General features: G+C 68.4%; 23 protein-coding genes. 15 read left to right on the top strand and 8 right to left on the bottom strand.

Going from position 1 to position 26,208, the window contains the following annotated elements; all coding sequences use genetic code 11:
- Window positions 1-270: 270 nt before the first annotated feature.
- Together AZL_RS09190 and AZL_RS09185 are read left to right on the top strand one after the other, a co-directional pair.
- Window positions 271-1,365 carry an ATP-dependent 6-phosphofructokinase gene (locus tag AZL_RS09190; RefSeq protein WP_012974356.1) on the top strand — a complete coding sequence of 365 codons (1,095 nt, stop codon included), beginning with the start codon at window positions 271-273 and terminating at the stop codon, window positions 1,363-1,365.
- Window positions 1,366-1,381: 16 nt separating this feature from the next.
- Window positions 1,382-1,849: a TIGR02444 family protein gene (locus tag AZL_RS09185; RefSeq protein ID WP_247894182.1), complete on the top strand. Its 468-nt coding sequence runs from the start codon at window positions 1,382-1,384 to the stop codon at window positions 1,847-1,849.
- Between the two features lie 51 nt (window positions 1,850-1,900).
- Here AZL_RS09185 and AZL_RS09180 read toward each other — a convergent pair whose 3' ends face one another.
- Window positions 1,901-2,320, bottom strand: coding sequence for a hypothetical protein (locus AZL_RS09180; protein WP_012974354.1), 420 nt, complete (start codon window positions 2,318-2,320; stop codon window positions 1,901-1,903).
- 179 nt (window positions 2,321-2,499) lie between these two features.
- Between AZL_RS09180 and AZL_RS09175 the strand changes: the two genes are divergently transcribed.
- A complete protein-coding gene (locus tag AZL_RS09175) occupies window positions 2,500-4,305 on the top strand; it encodes a tetratricopeptide repeat protein (RefSeq protein WP_012974353.1) in 1,806 nt (601 codons plus the stop codon).
- 43 nt (window positions 4,306-4,348) lie between these two features.
- Here the strand turns inward: AZL_RS09175 and AZL_RS09170 are convergent, their stop codons facing one another.
- The 4 genes from AZL_RS09170 to AZL_RS09155 form a co-directional block, all read right to left on the bottom strand.
- On the bottom strand, window positions 4,349-5,029 hold the full coding sequence (locus AZL_RS09170) for a carbonic anhydrase (RefSeq protein WP_042442864.1): 681 nt from the start codon (window positions 5,027-5,029) through the stop codon (window positions 4,349-4,351).
- A 131-nt stretch (window positions 5,030-5,160) separates the two neighbouring features.
- On the bottom strand, window positions 5,161-5,754 hold the full coding sequence (locus AZL_RS09165; RefSeq protein ID WP_012974351.1) for a UbiX family flavin prenyltransferase: 594 nt from the start codon (window positions 5,752-5,754) through the stop codon (window positions 5,161-5,163).
- 132 nt (window positions 5,755-5,886) lie between these two features.
- Window positions 5,887-6,501 (bottom strand): DUF1013 domain-containing protein, encoded by a 615-nt coding sequence (locus tag AZL_RS09160; protein ID WP_012974350.1) that lies wholly within the window; start codon window positions 6,499-6,501, stop codon window positions 5,887-5,889.
- Window positions 6,502-6,854: 353 nt separating this feature from the next.
- Window positions 6,855-7,883: an NAD(P)H-quinone oxidoreductase gene (locus AZL_RS09155; RefSeq protein ID WP_012974349.1), complete on the bottom strand. Its 1,029-nt coding sequence runs from the start codon at window positions 7,881-7,883 to the stop codon at window positions 6,855-6,857.
- 169 nt (window positions 7,884-8,052) lie between these two features.
- Here AZL_RS09155 and AZL_RS09150 point away from each other — a divergent pair, with 169 nt between their 5' ends.
- Entirely contained in the window at window positions 8,053-8,250 is a 198-nt protein-coding gene (locus tag AZL_RS09150) for a DUF1192 domain-containing protein (protein ID WP_042442862.1), read from the top strand.
- 62 nt (window positions 8,251-8,312) lie between these two features.
- On the opposite strand, the gene AZL_RS09145 is transcribed toward AZL_RS09150, so the two are convergent.
- Together AZL_RS09145 and AZL_RS09140 are read right to left on the bottom strand one after the other, a co-directional pair.
- On the bottom strand, window positions 8,313-9,143 hold the full coding sequence (locus AZL_RS09145; RefSeq protein WP_042443690.1) for a DUF2189 domain-containing protein: 831 nt from the start codon (window positions 9,141-9,143) through the stop codon (window positions 8,313-8,315).
- A 197-nt stretch (window positions 9,144-9,340) separates the two neighbouring features.
- A complete protein-coding gene (locus AZL_RS09140) occupies window positions 9,341-9,523 on the bottom strand; it encodes a DUF4169 family protein (RefSeq protein ID WP_012974346.1) in 183 nt (60 codons plus the stop codon).
- A gap of 299 nt (window positions 9,524-9,822) precedes the next feature.
- Here AZL_RS09140 and AZL_RS09135 point away from each other — a divergent pair, with 299 nt between their 5' ends.
- The 11 genes from AZL_RS09135 (at window position 9,823) to flgK (ending at window position 24,965) form a co-directional block, all read left to right on the top strand.
- Complete coding sequence (locus AZL_RS09135) at window positions 9,823-13,095, top strand: AsmA family protein (protein ID WP_012974345.1); 3,273 nt, start codon at window positions 9,823-9,825, stop codon at window positions 13,093-13,095.
- Between the two features lie 124 nt (window positions 13,096-13,219).
- Window positions 13,220-13,561 (top strand): accessory factor UbiK family protein, encoded by a 342-nt coding sequence (locus tag AZL_RS09130; RefSeq protein WP_012974344.1) that lies wholly within the window; start codon window positions 13,220-13,222, stop codon window positions 13,559-13,561.
- Between the two features lie 215 nt (window positions 13,562-13,776).
- On the top strand, window positions 13,777-14,280 hold the full coding sequence (locus tag AZL_RS09125) for a YbjN domain-containing protein (RefSeq protein ID WP_012974343.1): 504 nt from the start codon (window positions 13,777-13,779) through the stop codon (window positions 14,278-14,280).
- A gap of 42 nt (window positions 14,281-14,322) precedes the next feature.
- Complete coding sequence (proC, locus tag AZL_RS09120; RefSeq protein ID WP_042442860.1) at window positions 14,323-15,144, top strand: pyrroline-5-carboxylate reductase; 822 nt, start codon at window positions 14,323-14,325, stop codon at window positions 15,142-15,144.
- A gap of 189 nt (window positions 15,145-15,333) precedes the next feature.
- A complete protein-coding gene (locus AZL_RS09115; RefSeq protein ID WP_042442858.1) occupies window positions 15,334-16,173 on the top strand; it encodes a hypothetical protein in 840 nt (279 codons plus the stop codon).
- Window positions 16,174-16,382: 209 nt separating this feature from the next.
- Window positions 16,383-16,865 carry a YbaK/EbsC family protein gene (locus tag AZL_RS09110; protein ID WP_012974340.1) on the top strand — a complete coding sequence of 161 codons (483 nt, stop codon included), beginning with the start codon at window positions 16,383-16,385 and terminating at the stop codon, window positions 16,863-16,865.
- Window positions 16,866-16,959: 94 nt separating this feature from the next.
- Window positions 16,960-17,676 carry a TetR family transcriptional regulator gene (locus AZL_RS09105; protein WP_012974339.1) on the top strand — a complete coding sequence of 239 codons (717 nt, stop codon included), beginning with the start codon at window positions 16,960-16,962 and terminating at the stop codon, window positions 17,674-17,676.
- A 172-nt stretch (window positions 17,677-17,848) separates the two neighbouring features.
- On the top strand, window positions 17,849-18,283 hold the full coding sequence (locus AZL_RS09100) for a phasin family protein (protein ID WP_012974338.1): 435 nt from the start codon (window positions 17,849-17,851) through the stop codon (window positions 18,281-18,283).
- A 703-nt stretch (window positions 18,284-18,986) separates the two neighbouring features.
- Window positions 18,987-20,852 (top strand): flagellin, encoded by a 1,866-nt coding sequence (locus AZL_RS09095; protein ID WP_012974337.1) that lies wholly within the window; start codon window positions 18,987-18,989, stop codon window positions 20,850-20,852.
- Between the two features lie 25 nt (window positions 20,853-20,877).
- A complete protein-coding gene (locus AZL_RS09090; RefSeq protein WP_012974336.1) occupies window positions 20,878-23,523 on the top strand; it encodes a flagellar hook-basal body complex protein in 2,646 nt (881 codons plus the stop codon).
- A gap of 44 nt (window positions 23,524-23,567) precedes the next feature.
- Window positions 23,568-24,965 (top strand): flagellar hook-associated protein FlgK, encoded by a 1,398-nt coding sequence (flgK, locus tag AZL_RS09085; RefSeq protein ID WP_012974335.1) that lies wholly within the window; start codon window positions 23,568-23,570, stop codon window positions 24,963-24,965.
- 25 nt (window positions 24,966-24,990) lie between these two features.
- Here the strand turns inward: flgK and AZL_RS09080 are convergent, their stop codons facing one another.
- Window positions 24,991-26,085: an ISAs1-like element ISAzs12 family transposase gene (locus tag AZL_RS09080; protein ID WP_012974334.1), complete on the bottom strand. Its 1,095-nt coding sequence runs from the start codon at window positions 26,083-26,085 to the stop codon at window positions 24,991-24,993.
- Window positions 26,086-26,208 lie beyond the last annotated feature (123 nt).

Below are 26,208 nucleotides of genomic sequence, written 5' to 3'. Positions count from 1 at the left end.
CCGTTTGGGTCGGGGATGCTCTTGCGGGTGGCCCTTTGGCTGGGCAGCCCGCACTATATCAGAAATCCGGCGGCACGGCACCGGCAAACCGCTGACGGGCCACAGGGAAATCACCGGGCCGGTCCTTCGGCCGCTCCCGCCGGTCGGGCGGCGGAGCGGGTGCGGCGCGATGCCTCCCTTGCCGACGCCGGCAACGATTGCGGGAAAGCTCCTTTCCGGTAACATGGCGTCTCGTTTCAATGAACAGGCCAACGGGACGGGAACCTCTCAATGACTGCCCCCAAGAAAGCCGGCAAGCGCATCGGCATCCTGACCAGCGGCGGCGACTGCGCCGGGCTGAACGCGGTGATCCGCGCGGTGGTCCACCGCGCCACCGGCTATGGCTGGCAGGTGCTGGGCATCAAGGAAGGCACCCAGGGACTGCTCCAGCGCCCGGTCCAGTATCAGACGCTCGATCTCGGCTCCGTCGACGGCCACATGATGCGCCAGGGCGGCACCATCCTGGGCACCACCAACCGTGGCGACCCCTTCGCCTACCCGATGCCCGACGGCACGCTGAAGGACCGCTCCGACGAGATCGTCGGCGGCTACCGCGAACTCGGCCTCGACGCGCTGATCGGCATCGGCGGCGACGGCAGCTTCGCCATCCTGCACAAGCTGGCGCAGAAGGGCGGCTTTCCGATGGTAGGCGTGCCCAAGACCATCGACAATGATCTGGGCAAGACCGAGGTGTCGGTCGGCTACGACACCGCCGTCGCCGTCGCGGTCGAGGCGCTCGACCGCCTGCAACCAACCGCCGCCAGCCATCACCGCGTGATGGTGCTGGAGGTGATGGGCCGCGACGCCGGCCACATCGCGCTGGCGGCCGGCATCGCCGGCGGCGCCGACGTGATCCTGATCCCCGAGATCCCCTATTCCATCGAAAGCATCGCCGCCAAGATTCAGGAGGTCCGCGAGTCCGGCCGCAACTTCGCCCTGGTCGTGGTGTCGGAGGCGGTGAAGACCCTGGAGGGCACCGGCGTCAAGAAGGTGCTTCAGGGCGGCGAGAAGCGCTATGGCGGCATCGGTGATTACATCGGCGAGAAGATCGCCGACGCCACCGGGGCCGAGACCCGCGTCACCGTGCTGGGCCATGTCCAGCGCGGCAGCATGCCCAGCCCGCGCGACCGGCTGATCGCCTCGGCCTTCGGCGTCCATGCCGTCGACCTGATCGCGGAGGGCAGGTTCAACCGCATGGTCGCCTGGTCCAACCGCGGCGTCATCGACGTGCCGATCACCGAGGCGATCGAGCATTATTCCTGCGTCGAGCTGGACGGGGCGCTAGTGAAGACGGCCCGCGGCCTGAACATCAGCTTTGGCGATTGAGGGTATGGCGGAGGGGATGCGGCCAGCCGGCGAAATGGCGGCGACTCCCTTCTGGGACTTCTCCCTGGCCGTCTATCGGCGGCCGGGGGTTCCCGCCTGCTGCCTCGCCCTTCAGGACCGGCGCGGGGTGGACGTCAATATCCTGCTGTTCGCCGCCTGGGCCGGGCTGGACTGCGGCGTCCGCCTGACCGCCGCCGACCTCGCCCGCATCGACGGGGCGGTGTCCGGCTGGCGGGAGGAGGTTGTGCGTCCCTTGCGCGCCCTGCGCCGCCGCGCCAAGACGGAGGACGACGCCCTCTATCGCCGCATGAAGGCGGCGGAGCTGGAGGCGGAGCGCGTGCAGCAGGATCGTCTGTTCACCGTCGGCGGCTTCGTTCCGCGCTCTGGCGGCGATGTGGAGCTTGCCGCCGCCAACATGGCGCTGGTGGTTCCGGGTGGCGACCCGGCGCTGAAAGAGCTGGTGGGTCTGCTGGCCGGGCGATGACCGGCCAGCGCGCCTTGTATCAGAGGTCCAGGATCCCAGCGGTTCAGGACTTCAGCGGTTCAGGATCAGCTCGTTCGGATCGCGGATCTTGTCCGACACCAGCTCCGGCTTGCCGGCATAGAAGGCGCTGCAACGCTTGCCGCTGACCAGACGGGTCAGGGCGGCTTCCCACTCGCGGCCCTTGGGGCCGATGATCCGCAGCTTCAACTGGTCGACCAGCGGGAAAACCTTGAACTGCTCGATCTCCAGCGGCTCCGGGCTGTTGGTCTTGAAATCGTCCTGCTTCAGGGTCAGCGTCTTGCCGTTGATTTCCAGGGTCACGTCCTGCGACCAGGGGCAGCCGTTCGACTTGGCGCCCTCATTGGCCTGCGCGGTGGTGATGCCAAAACCGAAACCGAACATCAGGGCGGCGGTGAAGGTGATCCGGCGGATGCCGGATTGGCAGAGTGCCCGGACTGGGCGGGAGGTCATGATCCGCTCCTTGACTATCGCGACGCACAATAGCGATGCGTGAGCCTCAGGACAATCCAGGGAAATTCCCGATTCTGTGACCGTTTGCGACGATTTCCCAACAGGCGCGGCTGGACCGTCCGAAGCCGCCGGGGCATGATCCGCCCCATCGGCAGCCCTCCCAATTCCCAAGAGTTCCGATGGTCACCTTGTCGCAAGCCCTGCTGATCGCGCTGGAGCACCATCAGGCGGGCCGGGCCGTGGAGGCGGAGGACATCTATCGCCTGATCCTGGGCGCCGATCCCGAACATGCCGACGCGATGCAGCTTCTGGGCGTTCTGGCCGTTCAGACCGGCCGGCCGGCCGAGGCCGGGCGGCGGCTGCGCCGGGCGGTGGCGCTGCGTCCCGACGGGGCCGGCGCCCTGTCCAATCTGGCGGGGGTGGAGCAGTCGGCGGGCGCCCCCGAGCTTGCGCTGCGGCTTTATGACCGGGCGCTGCGCCTGCTGCCCGATCTGGCCGACGCCCATGCCAACAGCAGCGGCGCGCTGCGTCGCCTGGGGCGGACGGATGCGGCGCTGGCCGCCGCCGGCAGGGCGCTTGCCCTGGCTCCCGACCATGCCGGCGCGCTGGCGAACCGTGCCGCCGCCCTGCTGTCCCATGGCGACGCCCCGGCGGCGGAGCGCTGCGCCCGCCGCTCGCTCCGTCTCGACGCCCGCTCGCCCATCGCCCATGCCACGCTGGCCGCCGCCCTGGCGGCGCGACGTCGCTGGGCCGAGTCCGAGGCCGCCGCCCGCGCGTCGCTGTCCATCGACCGCGGGATCGGCGAGGCGTGGGAGGTGCTGGGTGCGGTGTTGGCCAAGCTGGGCCGTTTCGCCGACTCGCTGGACGCCTTCGCGCAAGCGGAGCGGCTCCGCCCCGGCCCCTCGCTGTGGGCGGCGCGCGGCACGGCGCTGGTCGCCATGGCCCGTCCGGCGGAGGCGGTGGCCGAGTTCGAGCGCGCCCTGGCTGTCCGGCCGCAGGATGCCGGCCTGCATTGGAACAGCGGCTTCGCCCGGCTGATGGCCGGCGATTACGAAGGCGGCTGGCCGGAGTTCGACTGGCGCCGCCAGGATGACCGCGCCGAGCCGCCCTGGCGCCATTTCGTCCAGCCGGTCTGGCGCGGCGAGCCGCTGGAGGGCCGCCGGATCCTGCTCTATGCCGAACAGGGCTTGGGCGACACGCTGCAATTCCTGCGCTATGTCCCGCTGGTGGCGGCCCGCGGCGGCCGGGTGGTGCTGGAGGTCCAGCGCCCCCTGCTGCCGCTGATGCCGGGGCTGGAGGGGGCGGAGCAGGTCATCGCCCGTGGCGATCCGTTGCCGCCCTTCGATCTCGAATGTCCGCTGATGAGCCTGCCGCGCGCCTTCGCCGGCGGCCTGGACAGCCTGCCGGCCGCCGTTCCCTATCTGCGGCCCGACGCCCGGCGGGTCGACCGCTGGCGCGACAGGCTGGGGCCGCGACGCCATCTCCGCGTCGGCATCGTGTGGGCCGGCAACCCGCGCTTTCCCGGCGACGCGGAGCGGTCGCCCGGACTGAGCGGCCTTCGCCCGCTCCTCGACGTGCCGGGCTGCCGCGTCCATGCTTTGCAGATGGGGCCGGGGCGGGCCGACCTGACCGGCGCCGGCCGGACCGGCACCGACCGGACTGGCGCCGCCCTGCCGGACGGCTTCATCGATCTCGGGCCGGAGATCACCGATTTCGCCGACACCGCGGCGATCATGGCCAATCTGGATCTGGTGGTGTCGTCCTGCACCGGCCCCGCCCATCTCGCCGGGGCGTTGGGGGTGCCGCTCTGGCTGGCGCTGCCCTACTCGCCGGACTGGCGCTGGCTGACCGGCCGCGACGACAGCCCGTGGTATCCGACCGCCCGGCTGTTCCGTCAGCCGGCACCCGGCGACTGGCCGGCCGTCGCCCGGCGGATGGCCGCCGAACTGGCGGCGCTGGCCGGGGGCTTCACCCCGGTGCCGTAACGCCGGTGCCGTAACGCCGGTGCCGTAACGCCTGACTGCCGCGTCACTCCACCGGCTGGAACAGGCGGGTGTCGGGATTGATCGCCCACATCTCGCCCGATTCGATGTCGAACCACCAGCCATGGATGTTCAGCGTGCCGGCCTCGACCCGTTCCCGCACGAAGGGGAAGGTCATCAGATTGTCGACGGAGGCGCGGACGGCGGCCCGTTCGATGATCTCCGGGGTGTTTTGCAGCCGCTCCGCGTCGGCGCGGCCCTGTTCGGTGCCCTGGGGCCCGACATAGGGATCGAGCGCCGACCCGGCGATCGACACCCAGGGGGAGACGAAATCGTCATCCTGCGCCTGACCGGCGCGCAGCCGGATCAGCCCGCGGATGCCGCCGCACTGGGCATGGCCCAGCACGATGATCTCCGACACCTTCAGCGACTTCACCGCATATTCGACGGCGGCCGAGGTGCCGTGATAAGCGCCGTCCGGTTGATAGGGCGGCACGAGGTTGGCGACGTTGCGCACCACGAACAGCTCGCCCGGCTCCGCCATGGTCAGCAGCGCGGGATCGACCCGGCTGTCGGAACAGCCGATCAGCAGAACCTCGGGGTGCTGCCCTTCGGTCACCAGTTGCCGCATGTTGTCGGGGCGCCGTTCGTAATAGCGGGCACGGAACGCCTTGATGCCGGCCAGAAGCATGCGGATGGGCTGGGTCGGTTGGCTGCTGAAGGGCATGGGTCGGCTCGTCCCCGTTTCTGCCGGCAGGCGGCGCCGGCTCCGCATCACATGGTGTACCGACAGCGTATAACGGTATTGCGCCCCCGGACCAAGCCGCCTGTTGCTGCGCCGCCGAAACGGCCCGCCGCTCAGGCCTCCTCCGGCCGCTCGCCCCAGCGCCGCAGATTGCCGGCCTCCAGCCCGAACAGGTCGAGCACCCGTCCGACCGAATGGTCGACCAGATCATCGATGCTCCGCGGCTTGGCGTAGAAGGCGGGAACCGGCGGCGCGATCACCGCTCCCATCTCCGCCAGCGCCGTCATCGTGCGCAGATGGCCGAGATGCAGCGGCGTCTCGCGCACCATCAGCACCAGCCGCCGCCGTTCCTTCAACGCCACGTCGGCCGCCCGTGTCAGCAGGGTGGAGGTGACGCCGCTGGCGATCTCGCTCATCGTGCGGACGGAGCAGGGGGCGACCACCATCCCCAGCGTGCGGAAGCTGCCGCTGGAGATCGCCGCCCCGATGTCGGCGGCGGCATGGCTGACATCGGCCAGCGCCCGCAGTTCCGCCACCTTCATGCTGGATTCATGAGCCAGCGTCACCTCGGCCGAACGGCTGACGACCAGATGCGATTCGACACCGATCCGCCGCAGCGTTTGCAGCATGCGGATGCCGTAGATCACCCCAGACGCGCCGCTGATGCCGACGACGAGCCGGGGAGGTGGGCTGGTTGGATCGGTCATGAGGTCTTTTTCAAGCGCTCCAAGCCCGCGTCATGCCCTCTCCCGCCTCTGGCACGAACGTCGTGCGTGCCGACGGCGTCAGGCGGATCGAAGATCCGCCGAGAGTTCCGGGAGAGGGGTGGCCATGCGCCTTCAGTGCGCGTCTTCCTGTTCGGAATAGCTGCCGTCGTCGCGGCCTTCGCCGTAGAGATCCTCGGCCTCCTCCTCCGGCGGGCGCGGCACGCCGCCGCGGCGGATGGCGAGCGCCAGCGCCTCCTCCAGCTCGCGCTGGGAGCAGAGGCCCAGCATCACCGGGCCGCGCGGCTTGATGTTGGAGACGTTCCAGTGCGTGCGGTCGCGCACGGCGGCGATGGTCGGCTTGGTGGTGCCGATCAGGCGGCAGATCTGGGCGTCCGACAGCTCCGGATGGTGCTTCAGCAGCCAGGCGATGGCGTCGGGCTTGTCGCCGCGCTTGGTGATCGGGGTATAGCGCGGGCCCTTGGACCGGGAAGCCACCTGCGGCAGGTCGGCGACCAGCAGTTTCAGGCGCAGGTCCTGGTTCTTCTCGCAGCGCTCGATCTCGGTCTTGGTCAGCTGGCCGTTGGCGATGGGGTCCAGCCCGACCATGCCGACCGCGACCTCGCCGTCGGCGATGGCCTGGACTTCCAGCGAATGCATGCCGCAGAAGGCGGCGATCTGCTCGAAGGACAAGGACGTGTTCTCGACCAGCCAGACGGCTGTCGCTTTCGGCATCAAGGGCAGTGCCATCATCCCTCCTGAGAAACTCTTCACCGGCCGCACCCGCTGGCGGGTGGTGCGGCCGGCCGTTCGACCTGATCATGCGGCGCCGGAGCGGTTCGGCGACCCCGGGGCCGCCCCACGCCTGTCATCGGAGCTCGTCATCGGACCCCATCATCGGACCGCGGGGTCATCATGATGGGGGGCGAACGCCGCTCCGCTTAAGCATGCTTGCGCAGGCGCACCGGGAAATCCCGGCCGCCCGCTTGCCTCTGCTACCCCGTCTTGCCCGCCCAAGGCAAGCCCGACGGCGGCGGACCGGCGAAGAAAAGCGAAAATGCGGGCCGTTTCCGGCGTCCCGGCCCGCATTGCCCCTTCCGGCGTCAGGCCGCGCCCGCGTCAACCGTCAGCACGATCTTGCCGATATGAGCGCTGCTTTCCATCAGCCGGTGCGCCTCGTCCGCCCGCTCCAGCGGGAAGACGCCGTGGATCCGCGGCTTGATGCCGCCGGCTTCCAGCAGCGGCCAGACCTGCTCGCGCAGGGCCGCGGCGATGCGGCCCTTTTCCGCCACGGGGCGGGCGCGCAGCGTCGATCCGGTCAGCGTCAGCCGCTTGGTCATCATCGGCGCCATGTTGAGCGACACCTTGGCTCCCTGGAGGAAGGCGATGGAGACATGGCGCCCGTCCACCGCCATGATGTCGATGTCGCGGGCGATGTAATCGCCGCCGACCATGTCCAGCACCACGTCGACGCCGCGCCCGCCGGTCGCCTCGCGGATCACCGCGACGAAATCCTCGCTGCGGTAATTGATGGCGCGGTCGGCGCCGAGATCCTCGCAGGCCCGGCATTTGTCGTCGCTGCCGGCGGTCGTGAACACCGTGGCGCCGAAGGCCTTGGCCAGCTGGATCGCCGTGGTGCCGATGCCACTCGATCCGCCATGGATCAGCAGGGTCTCGCCGCGCTTCAGGGCGCCGCGCTCGAACACGTTGGTCCAGACGGTGAAGAAGGTCTCCGGCACCGCCGCCGCCTCGATCATCGACAGCGCGCCGGGAATCGGCAGGGCCTGCACCGCCGGCACCACGCAATACTCGGCATAGCCGCCGCCGGCCACCAGCGCGCAGACCGTGTCGCCCGCCGCCCAGTCCTGCACCCCGTCGCCGATGGCCACCACCCTGCCCGACAGTTCCAGCCCCGGCAGGTCCGACGCGCCCGGCGGCGGGTCGTAGCGGCCCTGGCGCTGGAGCGTGTCGGGGCGGTTCACGCCGGCGGCGGCCACCTTCACCAGAATCTCGCCGGGGCCGGGCTGCGGAACCGGGCGGTTCGTCGGGCGCAGCACCTCCGGCCCGCCGGGCTGGGTGATCTCGACGCAGCGCATCTGGCTGGGCATGCTGTCGGGTGGGGCAAAGCCCATGTCGGTCGTCCCTTCGATCTTTTTCGCGAGCCCTGTCTTCCGACAGCGGCGGGTTGGAATCGTCCGGACCGAAAGGTAGATTTGCCCGACCGCCCTGGCAAGATCACGACGCCAAGGTCGGGACGATCGGGACGGGAACGGGCAACCGGGCAGGGGAGGGATGCGGGCGATGGCGATCGACGACCGTTTGGAGGATCTGGAGCCGCGCAAGGGCAAGCCGGCGCCCAAGGATTTGACCGTGATGGGCGTGGCCGAGATCGAGACCTACATCGCCACGCTGGAGGCGGAGATCACCCGCGCCCGCGCCGTCATCGCCGCCAAACAGGCGCAGAAATCGGCGGCCGAGGCGTTCTTCAAGAAGGGCTGACGGAAAACGCCCCCTCCCGCCTGGGGAGAGGGCGTTCCCGCATGCGCATCACCGCATGCGTGTTACCGCCCGACCAGATCGCGGTAGCAGTGCCAGGAGGCGTGGCCGACCACCGGCAGGGCGATCGCCAGACCCAGGAAGCCGGTGACCATCCCGGCGCTCATGAACAGGGCGATCAGGAAGCCCCAGCCGATCATCGGCCGGATGTTCGCGCGCACCACGGCGATGCTGGTCGCCATCGCGGTGAAGACGTCGGTCTCGCGGTCGAGCAGCATCGGCACCGACACCGCGGCGATGGAGAAGACCGCCGAGGCGATGATCCCGCCGAACAGCGTTCCGGTCAGCAGGAACGGAATCGTCTCGGCCGAGAAGAAGATGCGGTCGACCAGCTGGTCCAACGCCGGCGGCTCGCCGGAGAAGAACAGCGCGAATATCAGGAAGGCGACACGGATCCAGGCCAGCAGCGCCAGCATCAGCACCATGCCGATTCCGGCGATCTGCACCCCGTTGCGGCGGTAGGCGGCGACGACCTTGCCGAAGGTCGGCCGCTCCCCCAGCTCCAGCAGCCGGCTGGTCTCGTACAGCCCGACGGCGAACAGCGGACCGACCAGCATGAAGCCCGCCGCCATCGGCAGCAGCAGATATTCCATGTCCATCATCGCCAGCCCGACGACCAGGACGAAGCTGGAGATCACCGCCAGCCCGCCATAGGCGACGCTGATGACGGGGGCGGCCATCATGTCCTGCCAGGCCGAGGCCAGCCAGACCCAGGGGCGGTCGACCTCGACCGTCCGGATCGCCGGCAGCCAGTCGGGCGGGCGGGCCGGGGACTGGGACCGGGATTGGGGCCGAGGAGGCTGCACCGATCCGCGAAACGACGTCATGTCGACCATGATGACCGCCCTCCCCATCAGCCAAGGACCGCGCCCGCCGGCGCTCATGAGGGAACTCTCACACAGTCGCGGCAATGGTCGCAATAGGGAACTATCGGTGCATTCAATAGTAACGAAAATGCGGAGGTTATTCCCAGGCGCCAGCTTGGTCTTTTCTTCCGTTGGTCAGGGGCGGCTCTGTCGTTCGGCCGATCCGGTCAGTTCTCCTCCTCCAGCCTATGCCCGTCCAAAGTCTGAGTTCTCCGCTCGGCCTCCTTGCGGTCGCGCTCCTTCTCGGCCTTGCTGCGGCCGAATCGGGCCCGATTCGCCTCGGCCTCCTTGGCGCGCTCGGCCCGCTCGCGGGTCTTGCGGAAACGGTTGAGGTTGACCACGTCGCCCATGGTTCGGTCTCCGGCGGCTGTTTTGCGGGGATTCGGGCGCCGCGCGGCCGGTTCGGGCGGGCGGCGGGCCGAAGGGGGGATGGGAAAACGTCGCGAAAAAATCGGACGGGCCACAAGTTGGCCGTGGGATTGCCCAAATTGCTTGTTTCTTCTGCGGGCGCTAGCTTACCGAAGGACGGGGCGCGCCGGAAGCCGGTTGGCCGGAAGGCCGGCCGGCGCGGATGGCTGGCGGTATCGAAACGACGTGGCAAAGGGGCCCGGCCGACGACAAGGCCGGTCGCAGGGAAGGCGGAAACCCGGTGAAGAAGATCCTGATCGCTGCTCTGGCCGGACTGGCGGCTCTGGCCGGTCTGCTGTTGGCGGCGCCGAGCCTTATCGACTGGAACGCCTATAAGGGCGCCATCGCCGAGCGGGTGTCGCAGGCGACCGGCCGGCGGGTGGAGTTGCGGGGCGATCTCGGCTTCACCCTGTTGCCGTCGCCGGCCCTGACCCTGCGCGACGCCCGGCTGGCCAACGCCGCCGGCGCCGACGAACCCGACATGGTGCGCCTGAAGAAGCTGGACGCCCGCGTGGCGCTCGGTCCGCTGCTTGGCGGCCGAATCCAGGTGGAGAGCATCGCGCTGGTCGAGCCGACCTTCGTGGTGGAGGTGCTGAAGGACGGCCGGATCAACTGGGATCTGTCCAGCGCGGGTCCGCGCAAGGGCGACGGGCTGGGAGCGGCCGAGGGGCTGGTCTCCGCCGTCAGCTTCGATCAGGTGCTGATCGACAACGGCACGGTCATCTACCGCGACGACCGCAACGGCCGGACCGAGACGGTGGAGGGGCTGAGCGCCCGCATCGCCGCCGGCAGCCTGACCGGTCCCTTCCAATGGCAGGGCGATTTCCGCCTGCGCGGCCTGTCGCTGCATGGCGAGGCGACCGCCGGCCGCTTCACCGAGGGCGCCGCCGTCCCGGTGCGCGCCACCCTGTCGCTGCCCCAGACCGACGCGACGCTGCGCTTCGCCGGTATCCTGGCCGGCGGCACCTTCAAGGTGCAGGGCGACCTGCGCGCGGAGGGCGGCGACTTCGCCAGGCTGGTCGAGACGCATGGCTCCGCCCGCGTGCCGGCGGCGCTGGCCCAGCCCTTCAGCCTGCGCTCGACGGTGGAGGCGGGAACCAGCCTCGCCACCTTCACCAGCCTGGAAGCGCAGTTGGGCGACACCCGCGCCACCGGCAACGCCTCCCTGCGCGCCGGCGATCCAACCAAGGGCGAAGTCCCGCGCACCGAGCTGACCCTCGCGATCAACCGCCTGGATCTCGATTCCTGGCTGGCGCGCAACGCCCAGACCGCCGGCCGCGCGTCGGTGACCGCCGGCACGGGCACCGACGCGCCGGATCCGGCTGCCGGAACCGCCGGCGGGTCGGCCAAGGCGCCGCCGGCCCTTTCCATCGTGCTGCCGACGGGGGTGGAGGCCAAGCTCGACGTGGCGGTCGACGCCATCGGCTACAACCGCGGCGTGGTGCGCCAGGGCCGGATCGAGGCCAGCCTGTCCGGCGGCCGGCTGAACATCGACCGTGTCAGCGCGCTGCTGCCCGGCGGTTCCGACATGGTGGCGGCGGGAGAGGTGACGACGCCCGGCGGCCAGCCGACGCTCGACATGCGGATGGAGGCGAACGCCGACAATCTGCGCGCCCTGCTGGACTGGATGAAGTTGGACCTGGGCGGCGTCCCCGCCGACCGGCTGCGCCGCGCCTCGTTGTCGGCGCGTCTCCAGGGCCATGCCGACCGTTTCGAGCTGTCCGGTCTGGATTTTCGTTTCGACAGCAGCCGTCTCAGCGGCGCCGTCGCCTATGTCGACCGCGGCCGTCCGGCCTTCGGCGCCCGGCTCGAGCTGGACCGCCTGAACCTCGACGGCTACCGTCCGGCCGACCCCCCTTCCGCCCAGCCGTCCGCCACTCAGGCGCCCTCCGGCACCCCGGCCCAGGCGACGCGCGCGGTCGGCCCGCGCCCCGCCACCGAAACCGGCCAGACACCGCAGCGGCTGCTCGGCCTCGCCGACGCCAACCTGGACCTGCGGGTCGGCCAGCTGACGGTGGGCGGGCTGCCGGTGCAGGGGCTGCATCTCGATGCCACCGTCGCCTCCGGGGCGCTGACGGTGCGCGAGGCCAAGGTGGATGACCTCGCCGGGCTCCAGGCGCGGATCGACGGGCAGGTTGGCAGTCTGATCCCGCTGCGCGGCGTCAATCTCTCCCTCAAGGCGGAGGCGGCGTCGCTGGGCGGCCTGCCCAGCGCCGTGGCCTGGCCGCCCGGCCTGCCGGTGCCCGAGCGTCTCGGCGCGGTCAGCGCCAAGGCGCGGCTGGCCGGTGACGGCGAGCGCATGGCGGTGGAGGCGTCGGCCGCCATGCTCGGCGGTACGCTCGAGGCCGGCGGCGTCCTGCTCGGACTCGACCACTCGCCCAGCGCCGACCTGAAGCTGCGCGTCATCCATCCGGAGATGGGGCGCATCGCCGCGCTGTTCACCGACACCGGTCTCGCCCGCGCCTATGGCCCGCTCGACCTCTACGGCGAGCTGGCCGGTACCGCCACCGCGCCCAGCCTGACCAACCTCCAGGGGCTGGTCGCCGGCATTCCCGTGCGCGGCAAGCTGATGCTCGACCGCAAGGCGGAGCGCACCGCGTTCCAGGCCGACGTCCAGACCGGCGACCTCGACCTCGACCGGCTGCGCGGCGCGCCGCTGGTCGGCGATGGCTGGTCCGCCAATGCCGACCCCGCAGCCGATCCTTCCGCCGACCCCTCCGCCGAATCCCTGTCCGATCCCCTGTCGGATCCGGGCTGGCTGCGATCGCTGGACGGGCGTCTCGCCCTGACCGCCACCTCCCTGACCGTGGGCGGGCAGCGCATCACCCAGCCGGCGCTGCGGGCGACGCTCGCCGACGGCGTCGCGACGCTGGAACAGCTCGACGGCGAGTGGCAGGGCGGGCAGATCGGTCTCAGCGGCCGGCTCGCCACCGCGCCGGGGCAGGCGCCCAGGCTCGACGCCGACGTCACCGTGATCAAGGCCGACATCGGCACCGCTCTGTCGAGCATCGCCGGCCTCGGGCTCAGCGGCGGCAGGGTCGATCTCGACCTGACCCTGTCGGGCAGCGGCCAGGGCGGGGCGCTTCTGCGCAGTCTGAGCGGCCGGGGCCGGGCGGTGGCCACGGGCGGCGTGCTGCGCGGTGTCGATCTCGCCACCCTGCGCGGCCGGCTGGCCGGGGCGGAGCGCAGCCAGGAGGTGCTGGGCGCCGTCGCCGGCGCGTTGCAGGGGGGCGAGACCAGGCTGGACCGGCTGGATGCCCGCATCGCCATCGACGGGGGCGTGATTCGCACCGAGGACGCCCGGTTGACCACCGGGCCGGCCGATGGCGCGCTGTCGGGCACCGTCTCGCTTCCCGACGAGCGGCTCGATCTGGCTTTGGCGTTGACGGTGAAGACGGATGGCGACCTGCCGCCGCTGACGCTGCGCGTCGGCGGTCCCTGGGCGGCGCCGACCCAGACGCTGGACCTGAAGGCCCTGCGCGACCATTTCAATGCCGCCGCTCCGGCCAAGTGATGCCCTGTCTTCCCCGGAGGAAGGGCAGGGATGTCCGGTGAATGGCCTGTCCTCCCGGCCAAGGGCGTTGAAGTCGCCGCGCGCGGCGTCCATAATGAACGTACGGTAACCGGAAGTTAGAGCGATGCAGGTGGACAACAGGATTTTGGACGATCTCGCCCGTGTGGCGGGTGGCGCGCTCGGCGCCTTCTCGTCCTTGCGCGAAGAGGCGGAAGGCCAGCTGCGCGCCCAGCTCGAACGTGTTCTGTCGCGGATGGACGTCGTCAGCCGCGAGGAATACGAGGCTGTCCGCGCCATGGCCGTCAAGGCCCGCGAGGAGCAGGAGGCGATGGCGGAGCGTCTGGCCGCGCTCGAGGCGACCGTCGCGTCGCTGAGCGCCGCCACGGCGCCGCAGCCGGTCCAGGCCGCCACCGGCAAGCCCGGCGATGCCGGCACCGACGCCGGCTCGGCTCCCCCCACCCCTTGAGCGACGGCGCTGTCGAACTCCCCGACGCCCCTCCCGTCGTCCGGCGCCACGCCGCCCGCGCGGCCGGTTCGCGACGGCGCCTTGCTCGATCCCGCCCCCCCTTTCCGTCATCATCTTCGGGGTATTGCCCCGGATCGTGGCGCGCCGTCGCCGGCGCGTTTCCCCGGTCCGGGCGAACGGTACCGCCCTTTGCGCCTTCACAGGAGGACGCGGACATGTCGGCAGTCGCCGTCGAAACCACCAATTCCGCCCACAATCCGCTCGATGTCGTCGAGGAGATCGTCACCGCCAACGAATGGCCCTTCGACCGTGCCACCGAGGATGAGCTGGTCGTCGAGATCGGCGGGCGCTGGTGCGATTACCGGCTCTATTTCGTCTGGCAGCCGGACGTCAGCGCCATGCAGTTCTCCTGTCAGTTCGACATGAAGGTCCAGGCCGCCCGCCGGCTCGCCGTCGCCGAACTGCTGGCCGAGGTCAACGGCCGCATGTGGCTCGGCCATTTCGATGTCTGCTCGGAGGAGCACACGCCGATGTTCCGCCAGACCATGCTGCTGCGCGGCGCGCGCGGTGCCGCGGTGGAACAGCTGGAGGATCTGGTGGAGATCGCCCTGTCGGAGTGCGAGCGTTTCTATCCCGCCTTCCAGTTCGTCATCTGGGGCGGGAAGTCGGCGTCGGAGGCGGTGTCGGCCGCCATCCTCGACACCATGGGCGAAGCCTGAGCACGAAGCCGGTTCGTTGAGCGAAGGGGGAAGGTCGGGGTGATGACGGTGGAATCGGGTGCGTCGCTGCTGCTGGTCGGCTGTGGAAAGATGGGCGGGGCGATGCTGGACGGCTGGCTGGCCGCCGGGACCGCGTCGCGCGTCGTGGTGGTCGATCGGGCCGGGCTACCGCGATCGGTGGCGGCGGATGCCCGCGTCACCCTGGCATCCGGCGCCGAGTCCCTGCCGGACGGCTTCGTTCCCGACGTGATCGTCCTGGCCGTCAAGCCCCAGGTGATGGAGGAGGCGCTGCCGGCCTACCGCGCGCTCGTCCATCCCGGCACCGTCTTCCTGTCGATCGCCGCCGGCAAGACCATCGGCTATTTCGAGAGGATGCTGGGGGAGGGGGCGGTCATCGTCCGCTCGATGCCCAACACCCCGGCCGCCATCGGCCGCGGCATGACCGTCGCCGTCGCCAATTCCCGCGTCAGCGCCGGCCAGCGCGACCTCTCCGACCGCCTGCTGCGCGCCGTCGGCGACGTCGCCTGGGTCGGGGACGAGGGTCTGCTCGACCCCGTCACCGCCCTGTCCGGCAGCGGCCCCGCCTATGTCTTCTTCCTGGTGGAGGCGATGGCCAAGGCCGGCGAGGCCGCCGGCCTGCCCACCGATCTGGCGATGCGGCTGGCCCGCGCCACCGTGTCGGGGGCCGGCGCCCTGCTCGACGCCTCGCCGCAGCCGGCCGCCGACCTGCGCAAGGCGGTGACCAGCCCGAACGGCACCACCCAGGCGGCGCTGGAGGTGCTGATGGCGCCGGACGGCTTGCAGCCGGTGATGACGACCGCGATCGCCGCCGCCACCCGCCGCTCGCGCGAACTGGCCGGCTGAATCGGATCGGCTGACCGCCGGACATGGCCGCCCCTGGCGCGAATTTCCGTTTGATCTGAACAGCGCCAGGATGCATCCTCGACAACCGATGAGGGTGTTTGGCGGAAGAGCCGCTGTCCGGCTACGAGGCTGGCATGGGTTCTCCCCCCATAAGAGGAGAGAGCCATGAGGGTGACTTCGGACCCGACGATGGGCGGGGCGTTCCGGCCGTCGGCCACCGGTCAGGCGGTGCCTGTGAAGTCCGATGCGATGACCGCAGGTTCCGATTCCTCGAGCCGTGGCGCCGGGGTGGTCGTCGATTTGCGCTCGGCCATTCAGAATTTGAAGCCGGGCATGTCCTATTCCATCGGCGGGGGCTATGAGCCCGCCGATATCACCGTGCCCGGCGACGACAAGCTGAGACGCGTCGGGGTCTCCAATTTCCTGAACGCCTTTTCCGAGTGGACCGACAAGCTGTTCGGCTATTGGGAACAAATGTCCGGCTTCACCGCGCGGACCTTCACCGGCACCAGCGACGAAACGGCGCTGCTGGGCGGGGCCGCCACCGACATCGTCCGCGCGTCCCTGGCGGCCAAGGGGGTGGTGCGGCCGGAGATGCCCAAGATTTTGAAGGACGCCGGCGCCGAGGATCCGCATGATCCGTCGTCGTTCGCCGCCGCCAGGATCGGCGAGATCACCGTGAAAGACCGGATGGAGAGTCGCGCGGACCTCAATTCCCTGGCGTCGGTGAGCTTTGATCGCACGGTCGATATTCCAGATGGCCAGATGAGCATCGTGGATCTCGATTCCGGTGACGCGACGGCCAGCGGCCTGCTGGCCTCGGTTCTGTCGGGGGCCTTGGGGGCGGACCTGTCCGCCGCCGCCGATCAACCGGCCAAGGCCGGGATGCACCGCTATGCCGTGACCAACGGCAAAACCGGATCCGATGCGGTCGTCGGCGCGCTGCTGTTCACCCGCGGCAATGATTCGGCGGCGGTCAACAGGGCGGCCGGCCTCTATGCCAGCATCAAGTCGCTTCAGCGCGGATGACGCCCGTCTCCAAGAGACCCGCCATCGTCCCCGCCATTTGGTCTTGAGCGATCGCCGGGCGGACGGCATCCTGGGCCATGGTCGCCATCTCCGATCTCACGGCATGGCGAATGGGAAATCTCAAGGGAGGCTTGGACGATCTTGGCTTCGGCGGAACTTCGCGTCGCATCGGTCGACACCGTGGGCACCGGCATGACGGGGCTGGGCGAGTGACCGCTCTCAGCCCCTCCGCCGCCCGCGTCCAGGCCGTTCTGGACGGCCTCGGCCTCGGCCATCGCGTGGTCGAGCATGAGGGCAGCACCCGCACCTCGGAAGACGCGGCCAATGCCGTCGGCTGCGACGTGGCGCAGATCGCCAAGTCGCTGATCTTCCGCACCAAGGAGACCGGGCGTCCGGTCCTGGTCGTCGCCAGCGGCGCCAACCGCGTCGACGAGAAGGCGGTCGGCCGCCTGATCGGCGAGAAGATCGAGCGCGCCGATCCGGAATTCGTCCGCGACTCGACCGGCTTCGCCATCGGCGGCGTGCCGCCGATCGGCCATGCCGTGCCGCCGCTGGTGCTGATCGACGACGATTTGCTGCGGCTGGAGACGATCTGGGCCGCCGCCGGCACGCCCAACTCCGTTTTCCGCCTGACCCCCGCCGATCTGGTCGGCATGACCGGTGGCCGGGTGGAGACCGTACGGAAGGCGTAGCGGATCCCGCATGTGGGCGGGTGACGTTCGCCTGTCCACACCCCACCTTATGGTGCGATCCCCGTCGCCTGCCCTGTCTCCTGGAGGTGGTGCCATGTCCGACCCGTCGTCCGGCAAGCCTGAAGACAACGCCTTCCGTTCCAGTCCCGCCAGCGAATCCGCCGATCCCGACAGCCTCGACCGCGCCGTCGCGGCGGCGGCGATGCGGCTGGCGGCTGAAAAAGGCTGGCGCGGCGTTGGCCTGCTCGAGGTGGCGCATGCGGCGGGCATTCCGCTGTCGCGCTTCCATCACCGCTATCGCGGGCGGGCCGATCTGCTGGCGGCGGTGTCGCGCGTCGCCGACGCCACGGTCCTGGCCGGTGGCGGCGACGGGGGCGGCGACGGTGATGGTGATCCGGCCGAATCGGCGCGCGACCGGCTGTTCGAGGTGATGATGCGCCGCTTCGACGGACTGCGCCCCTTCCGCGACGGTTTGCGCGCGGTGTTGCGCGACCTGCCGGCCGACCCGGCCGCCGCGCTCGCCTTCTCCTGCGCCTTCGGCCGCTCGATGGCCTGGATGTTGCGCGCCGCCGGCATCGATCCCGACCGGCGTGGCGGCGCCGTGCTGGTCACCGGACTGGGGGCCATCCAGGCGCGGGTGATGCGCGTCTTCCTCGACGATGATACCGCCGATCTGTCGCGCACCATGGCGGCGCTGGACAACGCGCTGCGCGGGGCGGAGCGCTGGGGCGCGACCTTCTGCCGCTGGACCGGATCGCGCGGGTCGTCCGGCAAGGCGGCGGGGACGGAGCCCATGGCTTCAAGCATTTAGCAACGGTTCGGCGATCCGCGGCGGGAATTTTTCCCGCCACGGTTATGCTGCGGCGCAAAAAATCGCATTGACTAACTTTTGATCAATCTGCATAGTCGGCTTCCGTAATGTTGCGACGCAACATGCCCGGATTGCGATGCGGGCAGCAAACACCGATGCTGGGATGAGAAACATGGCCAAGATCAGCGGTAACCCCTTCCTCGAATTCGATCCGTCCAAGCTGATGGGTGACCTGAAGGTGCCGGGTGTCGATGTGGAATCCATCATCGCCAGCCAGCGCCGCAACATCGAGGCGGTGACCGCCGCCAACCAGCTCGCCTTCGAAGGCTTCCAGGCCGTCGTCCGTCGTCAGGCCGAGGTGCTGCGCACCGTCGCCGAGGATGTGAACCGCGCCGTCGGCGAGCTGTCGGCCGCCGGCACCCCGGAGGAGAAGGCCAGCAAGCAGGCTGATCTGGTCAAGGCCGCCTTCGAGAAGTCGCTGTCGAACATCCGCGAGCTGAGCGAGATGATCGCCAAGTCGAACACCGAGGCCGCCGAGATCCTGACCAAGCGCGTGTCGGACGGCCTGGATGAGGTCAAGGCCGCCATCGCCAAGGCGAAGGCCTGATCCGTCTCCGCTCCGCCGGAACACCATGAAGAGGGGTCGCCATCGGCGGCCCCTTTTTTCATGGGCGCGACATCCGCTTTCCCCTCTTCGATCATCCCGCCCGCGACCGGTCTCCCCCTGACCGGGAGCGATGCCGGTGCGTCGCGGCGTGACCGCCGACGATGACGGACCCTTTCCCGTTCCGTTGAATGACTCCCGATCCGCTTCCAATGCAGGTTGCGATGACCGGGGCGCCACGCCCATCCGTCGGCTTTCCATCAATCCTGTCCGCGCCATGACGGACCCCATCGAGGGGTGAGCGCTCTTGATGCGGTCTTGATGGTCTCTCCACAGAAAATTGACACAGCGGATCCACAGTTTGTCACCGGAAAACGGTGAAAGAAATACTGTGAAGATCGGAGTTGTGATTCCAGATGAATCGCTGAAGACCCTTAAAGACTCTCAAAGCTTATTGGGATTATTGCGGATAAATCTGCCGTCAACTTTTATTGTCGAAAAATATTTCCACAAAAATATAAAAGCATCATTCCGGACGGGTTGAGAATCCGGATATTTCAATAAAAAATATCTAAAATATCAAATAAATACGATCAAAATGGCGCGCGCGAGCGCCCGTCGATTTCGGCTTTAGAGATAAAAACCATCTCTATACGCAACTTTACCGTGCTTGTGGAACAATCCGAACCTTAAAGGAGGTTCCGTCATGGCTGACGGAGTATCGCTCAGCGCGTCCATGCGAACGAATCTGCTTCAGTTGCAGGGCGTTCAAAAGATGATTGCCCAAAAGCAGAACACTCTGGCGACGGGCAACAAGATCAACTCGGCGCTCGACGGTCCGACCGACTTCTTCGCCGCGAAGGGGCTGACCCAGCGTGCCGGCGACCTGTCGTCGCTGAAGGACGCGATGGGCCAGTCGATCAGCACCATCAAGGCGGCCGACAAGGGCCTGACCAAGATCGGGGATCTGGTCGACCAGGCCAAGGGTCTGACCACCGCCGCCTATGCGGCGCTGGGCAACGACGCCGCCTCCATCGCCACCCGCAAGGCATTGGCCGGGCAGTTCAACACGTTGCGCGACCAGATCGACAAGCTGGCCGCCGACAGCCAGTATGGCGGCAAGAATCTGATCAACGGCAATGGCCTCAGCCTGGACAGCACCAGCGCCTCCCGTGCCGCCGTCAACACCATCACCGGCGTCAGCAACGCCCGCGTCACCAATGTCATCTCGGCCGACACCTATGCCATCCGCTTCAAGGGCACCGGGTCGATCGAGGGCAAGACCGATGACATCAACAAGGCCCAGAACTCCCATGGCCTGACCGGGCTGAAGCTGTCGGGCACGATGTCCAGCACCACCGGCAATTTCGCCGATGTCCAGATCGAGGTGCGCGGCGCCAACGGCCGCTCGCGCGACTTCATCGTGTCGGACGGCAAGGAAAGCCGGACCATCTCCTATTTCGACAACAGCCAGACCATCGACACCAAACTCCAGAAGGCCGCCGTCTCCGGATCGGCCCAGGTGTCCACGGTGAATGTCAGCGGCACCGTCGAGGCCGGCGACATCTTCACCGTCACGGTGCAGGGCCAGACCTTCAGCTACACCGCCACCAGCGGCGACGTCGCCACCGGCCAGAACGCCGCCAAGAACGTGGCGAACCAGCTGAAGGCCTCGATCAGCACCGCCATCAGCAGCGCCAGCGGCCGTCTGAACGGCAAGAGCGTCGCCACCGCCACGGTCGGCACCAGCGGCACCATCACCCTGACGGGCGCCACCACGGCCGGCGTCGTGCGTGATTTCACGCTGACCTCCAGCACCACCAACGCGCTGACCAAGAAGATCTCGGAAAGCTTCGCGTCGGGCACCGTGGTGTCCTTCACCGTCGACCGCCGTCTGCTGGAGGCGGCGAACAACCAGGGCAACGGCGTCTCCGTCATCGAGAAGAAGGTGGACATCCAGGTCCAGGTCACCAACTCCAACGGTGCCCAGGTCACCCGCGACGGCAAGAGCGACCGCGGTGACGGCAAGCTGAGCGGCGGCGAGCAGGCTTTCACCTTCGACAGCGGCACGGTGCGCCTGGATGTCAATGCCAAGACGATCAAGCAGGCGGCTTCGGCCAACTGCTCGGCCAACATCGTCACCAAGCAGATCTCCGACGCCAACTCCAAGAACGACATCACCGTCCAGTTGAACGAGACCAACACCAACTCGATCACGGTCAACGCGGTCAACCTGTCGACCAGCGGCCAGGGGCTGAAGCTGGACGCCGCCCAGAACAACTGGACGGACCGCGCCGACATCGACAAGGCGGTCGCCGGCCTGGACAACGCCAAGGCGACGATCCGCTCCGCCTCCCAGTCGCTGTCGACCAACCTCAGCGTCATCACCACCCGCGAGAGCTTCACCAAGGAGTTCAGCGACGTTCTGACCGAAGGCGCCAACAAGCTGACGCTGGCCGATCAGAACGAGGAAGGCGCCAGCCTGCTGATGCTCCAGACCCGGCAGCAGCTGGGCACCATCGCCCTCTCGCTCGCCAACCAGTCGCAGCAGTCGATCCTGCGCCTGTTCTGATTTCTTTTCACGAAAAGGCAGCGCCATGAGCATTTTCGGGTCGCGGTCGAGCGCCTTGATGGGGCTGGTTGCCCAATCGAAGGCGCTCGGAAACATCTCGGACAACATCGCGAACGCCTCGACCGCCGGCTACAAGCGGGTGGACACGACGTTCCAGTCCATGGTGCTGCAATCTTCCCCCCGCAACCACGCGCCGGGCGGCGTCACCGCCCGGCCGTCCTTCATGAACGACGTCCAGGGCAACCTGACCTCGGTATCCAGCAACACCAGCGCCGCCATCCAGGGCCAGGGCTTCTTCAGCGTCTCGCGGCTGGATGCGCAAACCGCCGGGACGATCGGCGGCGCCACGGGCGGCGGCGCCACGGGGAGCGGCCCCAACGTCTATACCCGCCTCGGCGATTTCCAGTTGAGCCGCACCCGCCATCTCGTCAACAGTTCCGGCTTCGCCCTGAATGGCTGGCTGGTCGATCCGGTCACCGGCGCCGTCCAGAAGGATCGGGTGGCGCCGGTCCAGGTCAATTCGCTGATCGACAAGCCGGTCGCCACCAGCGGCATCGATCTGTCGGCCAACCTTCCGGCGACGCCCAAGGCCGGGCAGAAGATTCCCGACAGCAGCATCCAGATCTTCGACAGCCAGGGCAACCCGCGCACCGTCAATTTCAAATGGCGCCAGCAGGCCGACAGCGGCTGGCGCATGGTCGTCGACACGCCGGGCTCCAACACCAAGCCGGTGGACGGCAGCTTCACCGGCAATCCCGCCACCGTGTCCTTCGGCCAGAACATCGCCGGCCAGACCGCGGTCGCCCAGGTCAATGTCGTCACCATCGCCGGCGCCAACACCAACGGCCAGGACAACCTGCGCATCGGCGACGTCTATTCGGTCAAGATCGACGGCACCAGCTACAGCCTGAAGGTCACGGCCGACAACATCGGCTCGATCCGGACCTATTCCGGGCTGGCCGGCGCGCTGGCCAACCAGATCAATTCCGCCTCGCCGGCGGCGTCGGTGCTCGCCACCTCGTCGGGCCAGACCATCCGCGTCACCGCCCGCAATCCCGGCACGCCGTTCAAGCTGAACACCGACGTGGTGTCCGGCGCCAGCACGGTCAACAGCATCGTTCCCCAGACCTCGACGGCGGCCACCGCCAGTTCGGGCAAGATCGACAAGTTCCAGTTCCCGCAGAGCCAGGTCGAGGTCGGCGATTCCTTCACCATCACCGTGAACGGCACGCCGATCAGCTACACGGTGACCGCCGCGACCTATCAGAGCTATCAGACGGTGGGCGACGTCGTCTCCCAGCTGGCCGGCCGGATCAACAAGGCGTTGGGCTCGACCGTCACCGCGTCGGTCGCGGGCAACATCCTGTCGATCCAGGCCAATGCGCCGGGCGGCGCCGTCACCACCAGCGGCAGGGTCGCCAACGCCTCCAGCGCCGCGAACACGATGAGCTCGCTGCCGTCGGTCTCCAGCGTGGCCGGCGTGCGGCAGAGCCGGACGGTGACGCTGACCGGCACGCCGGGCGACATCGGCACGCAATACACCCTCAGCGTCAACGGCACGGCGGTGACCTACAGCACCACCGGCGAAGAGATGACGATGGAGGACATCACCGCGGCGCTGGCCAACAAGATCAACGCCAACACCGCCTTGCCGGTGACCGCCACCGCCCAGGGCGGCGTCATCACCGTCACCGCCAAGACCCCGGCCAGCGCCACCACCGTGAACACGATGACCGGCACCGGCACCATCACGCTGGGCGGGACCAGCGTCGATGTCGGGGACAGCTATTCGATCACGACGAGGATCGGCGGCGTGCCCCAGCGTTTCTCGCTGACGCTCGACAACGCCAACATCGCCAGCTTCAACACGCCGGCCAAGGTGATGGCGCAGCTGGCGTCGCAGATCACCGCGGCCGGCGGCACCGTCACGCAGACCGGCAGCGCCCTGACCGTCACCAGCGACGCCGCCGCCAGCGGCGCCGTCACCGACGCGCCGGCCCCGCAATTCACCCTCGACCAGAGTGCCGCCGCCGGCAGGACGCCGGCCCACATCGGCCTGACCTTCGGCAAGACGCCGGAGACCGTCGGCACCCTGACCGGCATCTCGACCGCCCTGGTCGGCACCGGCACGGCGGTCAGCACGGTCGCCGAGGCCGCCGGCTCCCCCGCCTCGGTCACCTTCACCGTCGATTACGGCTTCGGCCCGCAGCAGATCACGCTCAATCTCGGCAAATACCAGAAGCCGGGCGGCCTGACCCAATTCTCCGGCAGCGAGATCAACGTCACCCAACTGGTCCAGAACGGCGCGCCGCGCGGCCAGTTCAAGGAGGTGGTGTTCGGCGAGAATGGCGCGGTGATGGTCAATTACGACAATGGCCGGTCGCGGATGATCGCCAAGGTGCCGATCGTCACCTTCAACAATCCAAACGCCCTTCAGCGCGAGTCCGGCGGCGTCTTCGTCGAAAGCGAAGGGGCGGGCAAGCCGAACCTCAACGATCCGAAGCTGAACGGCGCCGGCGCCATGGTGGCGAACAGCGTGGAGGCCTCCAACGTCGATATCGCCAGCGAATTCACCAAGATGATCGTCACCCAGCGCGGCTATTCGGCCAACGCCAAGGTGCTGACCGCGTCCGACGAGATGCTCCAGGAAGTGCTGGGGCTGAAACGGTGACCGTCGCCTTCGCCGCCCCGGTCCTTCACTGAAGGTCGCCCGCCATGTCGTCCCTGCTCTCCGCGTTGCAGACGGCCACGGCCAGCCTGCGCGCCGTCCAGACGAACGTCTCCGTCGTTTCCGGCAACATCGCCAAGGCGAACGACCCGACGCGGACCCGGCATGTCGCCCAGCAGCCGCTGGACGGCAACGGCCAGACCGCGACGAGCTACCGCCGCGACGCCGACGAGGTGCTGAAGGGGCAGGTGGAGGCGCTCACCGCGCGGGAGAGCGGGGCGGCCACCCAGGCCGGCTACATGCGGGAACTCGGCGGACTGCTGCGCACCTCCGGCGGCAAGCCGCTGTTGAACAGCTACGCCTCCAGCTTCCAGGCGGCCTGGAAGACGCTGGAGGCGTCGCCCGAAAGCCGGACGGCGAAGATCGAGCTGGTGCGGGCGGCGGACCGCTTCGCCGGCGAGATCAGGCGGGTATCGGACGGCGTCGAAACATTGGGACGATCCATGCAAACGGACCTGAAGAACAGCGTCGCCGCGACCAACGGGCTGCTGAAGGAGATCGCGGCGCTCAACGAGCGGATCGGCTCGGGCAAGGATGGCGACGCCGCGCTGTCGGCGATGGATCGCCGCGACCAGCTGATCAAGGAGCTGAACGGCTATATCGGTGTGCGCAGCATGACGCGCGGCGATGGTCGGGTCGCCCTGTTCACCGGGTCGGGGATGATGCTTCTCGACGCGACCCCCGTCACCCTGACCACGGACGGCAACAGCGTGCGTTTGTCGTCCGGCGAGGCGGTGGACGGCCATGTGAAGGACGGCAAGATCGGCGCGCTGATGTCGATGCTGCGCGACGGGTCTACCGCCGATCCGCCGAAGCCGGCCGATGGCGAGCCGACGGCGGAGGTCATCCGCAAATTGCGCTCGCAACTGGACGGGCTGGCGCAGGGATTCGTCGGCGAGACCAGGCCGGGTGAACCGAAGAGCTTCCGCGACGCCTATGACGAGGCCAAGCCGGCCAAATCCGGCGAGGCGCCGGCCGGCTTCTTCCAGGGCAAGGACCGTTTCACCCTGGCGGTGAAGCCGTCCCTGCTCGACGAGCGGGAAAGCGTCAAGACGTCGGCGCTGTCGCCGGTGGTCCGGGCGCTGAACGCGACCGGCCGCCAGCTCGATGCCGACGGTTTGAAGACCAGCGACAGCTCCTACACCGGCATGGTCAGCGCCTTCACCGGCAGTTGGGCGACCGCGGCGAAGGCGGCCAATGACCAGCAGGGGCAGGAGAAGGCGGCGCTCCAGCTGGTCGATGAGCGTTATCACGCCAAGACCGGGGTCAATCTCGACGAGGAGATCGCCACCCTGCAACAGTTGCAGACGGCCTACGCCGCCTCGGCCCGCATCCTCCAGACCGTGAAGGCGATGCACGACACGCTGGAATCGCTGCTGAAGTGATCCCGGTTCCCAGGGCAATCGCATATCAGATTTGGGCGAGCAGTTTTCGGAGGAAGGCGGAATTCCAGGCGGCTCGCAGCAGCTTGACGCGGGTAGACCCCTTGGAAGCATCCTTTGAGACGAGGTTGATGGCGAGGTGCCGGAGGACGGCGAGGTTTTCGGGGCCGTTGTCCTTGCGGTTACGGGCTTGATCCTCGTTCATGGTGACGTCGAGGCGCCAATGCAGGCTGTTCTCCACGCCCCAATGGGCGCGGACGACCTCACCGCAGCGTTCGGCGGAGAGCGGCGTGCTGAACAGGTAGTAGGCGGTCTCCGTCGTCGTCTTGGCCGGGGTTTCGCGGGTACGGACCACCTTGCCGATGGCCGCCAGCCCAGGCCATTGGTGAATGGCCTGGAGCCAGGTAATGTCGGTGGAGACGACGCTGGTACGGGTCTCAATGCGGCCATGATCGCCATCAACGGTGGTGTGGCTGGTGGTGGTCGTGGTCTCGGGATCGTCGAGAAACAGGCTCACGTCAGCATGGAGCGTGCCCTGATTGCCTTTGAGCGCCAAGGCGTAGTCGCCCTTCCGATCGATGATTTTCTGGGCGATGTCGCGCTGGCAGTTGAGCGCGTCGACGGTCACGATGGTCCCTTTGAGCGCCAGCATCTCCAACAACGTGGGCACGGCGGTGATTTCGTTGGACTTGGCGTCGGTGGCGATCTGAGCGAGCACCAGACGCTGCTCGCACCCCCAGGCGCTGACCATGTGCAGGGGCGACTTAGCACTCGCCGTATCGAAGGAGCGCCGCAGCGCCTTGCCGTCGATGGCGATGACGCCCTGGCAGGTCTCGGCAAAGCGGTCCATGAAGGTGCGGAAACAGGCCTGAAACTGCTTGGGATCAAGGAGACGAAACAGCCGGCTGAAGGTATCGTGCGATGGCGGACCGCCCTTTAAGGTGAGGAATTCGCCCAGAAACTCCTGACGTTCGTCAGCGAACTCCGCCATGTCGATGCAGGTTCGCCCACCGCACAGGAACGTGCAGAGAGCGATCATCAGCATTTCATGAAGGTCGTGTTGACGAGCATTGCCCCGTCGTGGATCGTCCAGCGCTCCAAAGCACGCTTTGAACCCTTCCATCTCGTTCCCCCAACGCCCAAATCGGTCCGCCGGGTAGAATCAAATCCGATAGGAATGGCAAGGCTTTTCCGTATGCGATTCCCCTGTCCCGGTTCCAATGCCCGGTTCCGATCCGGATGCCGC

The sequence above is a fragment of the Azospirillum sp. B510 genome, from assembly GCF_000010725.1.
Lineage (GTDB): Bacteria > Pseudomonadota > Alphaproteobacteria > Azospirillales > Azospirillaceae > Azospirillum > Azospirillum lipoferum_B.
Note: the sequence above shows the minus strand (reverse complement) of the source record. Positions and strands in the feature narration are given on the sequence as shown.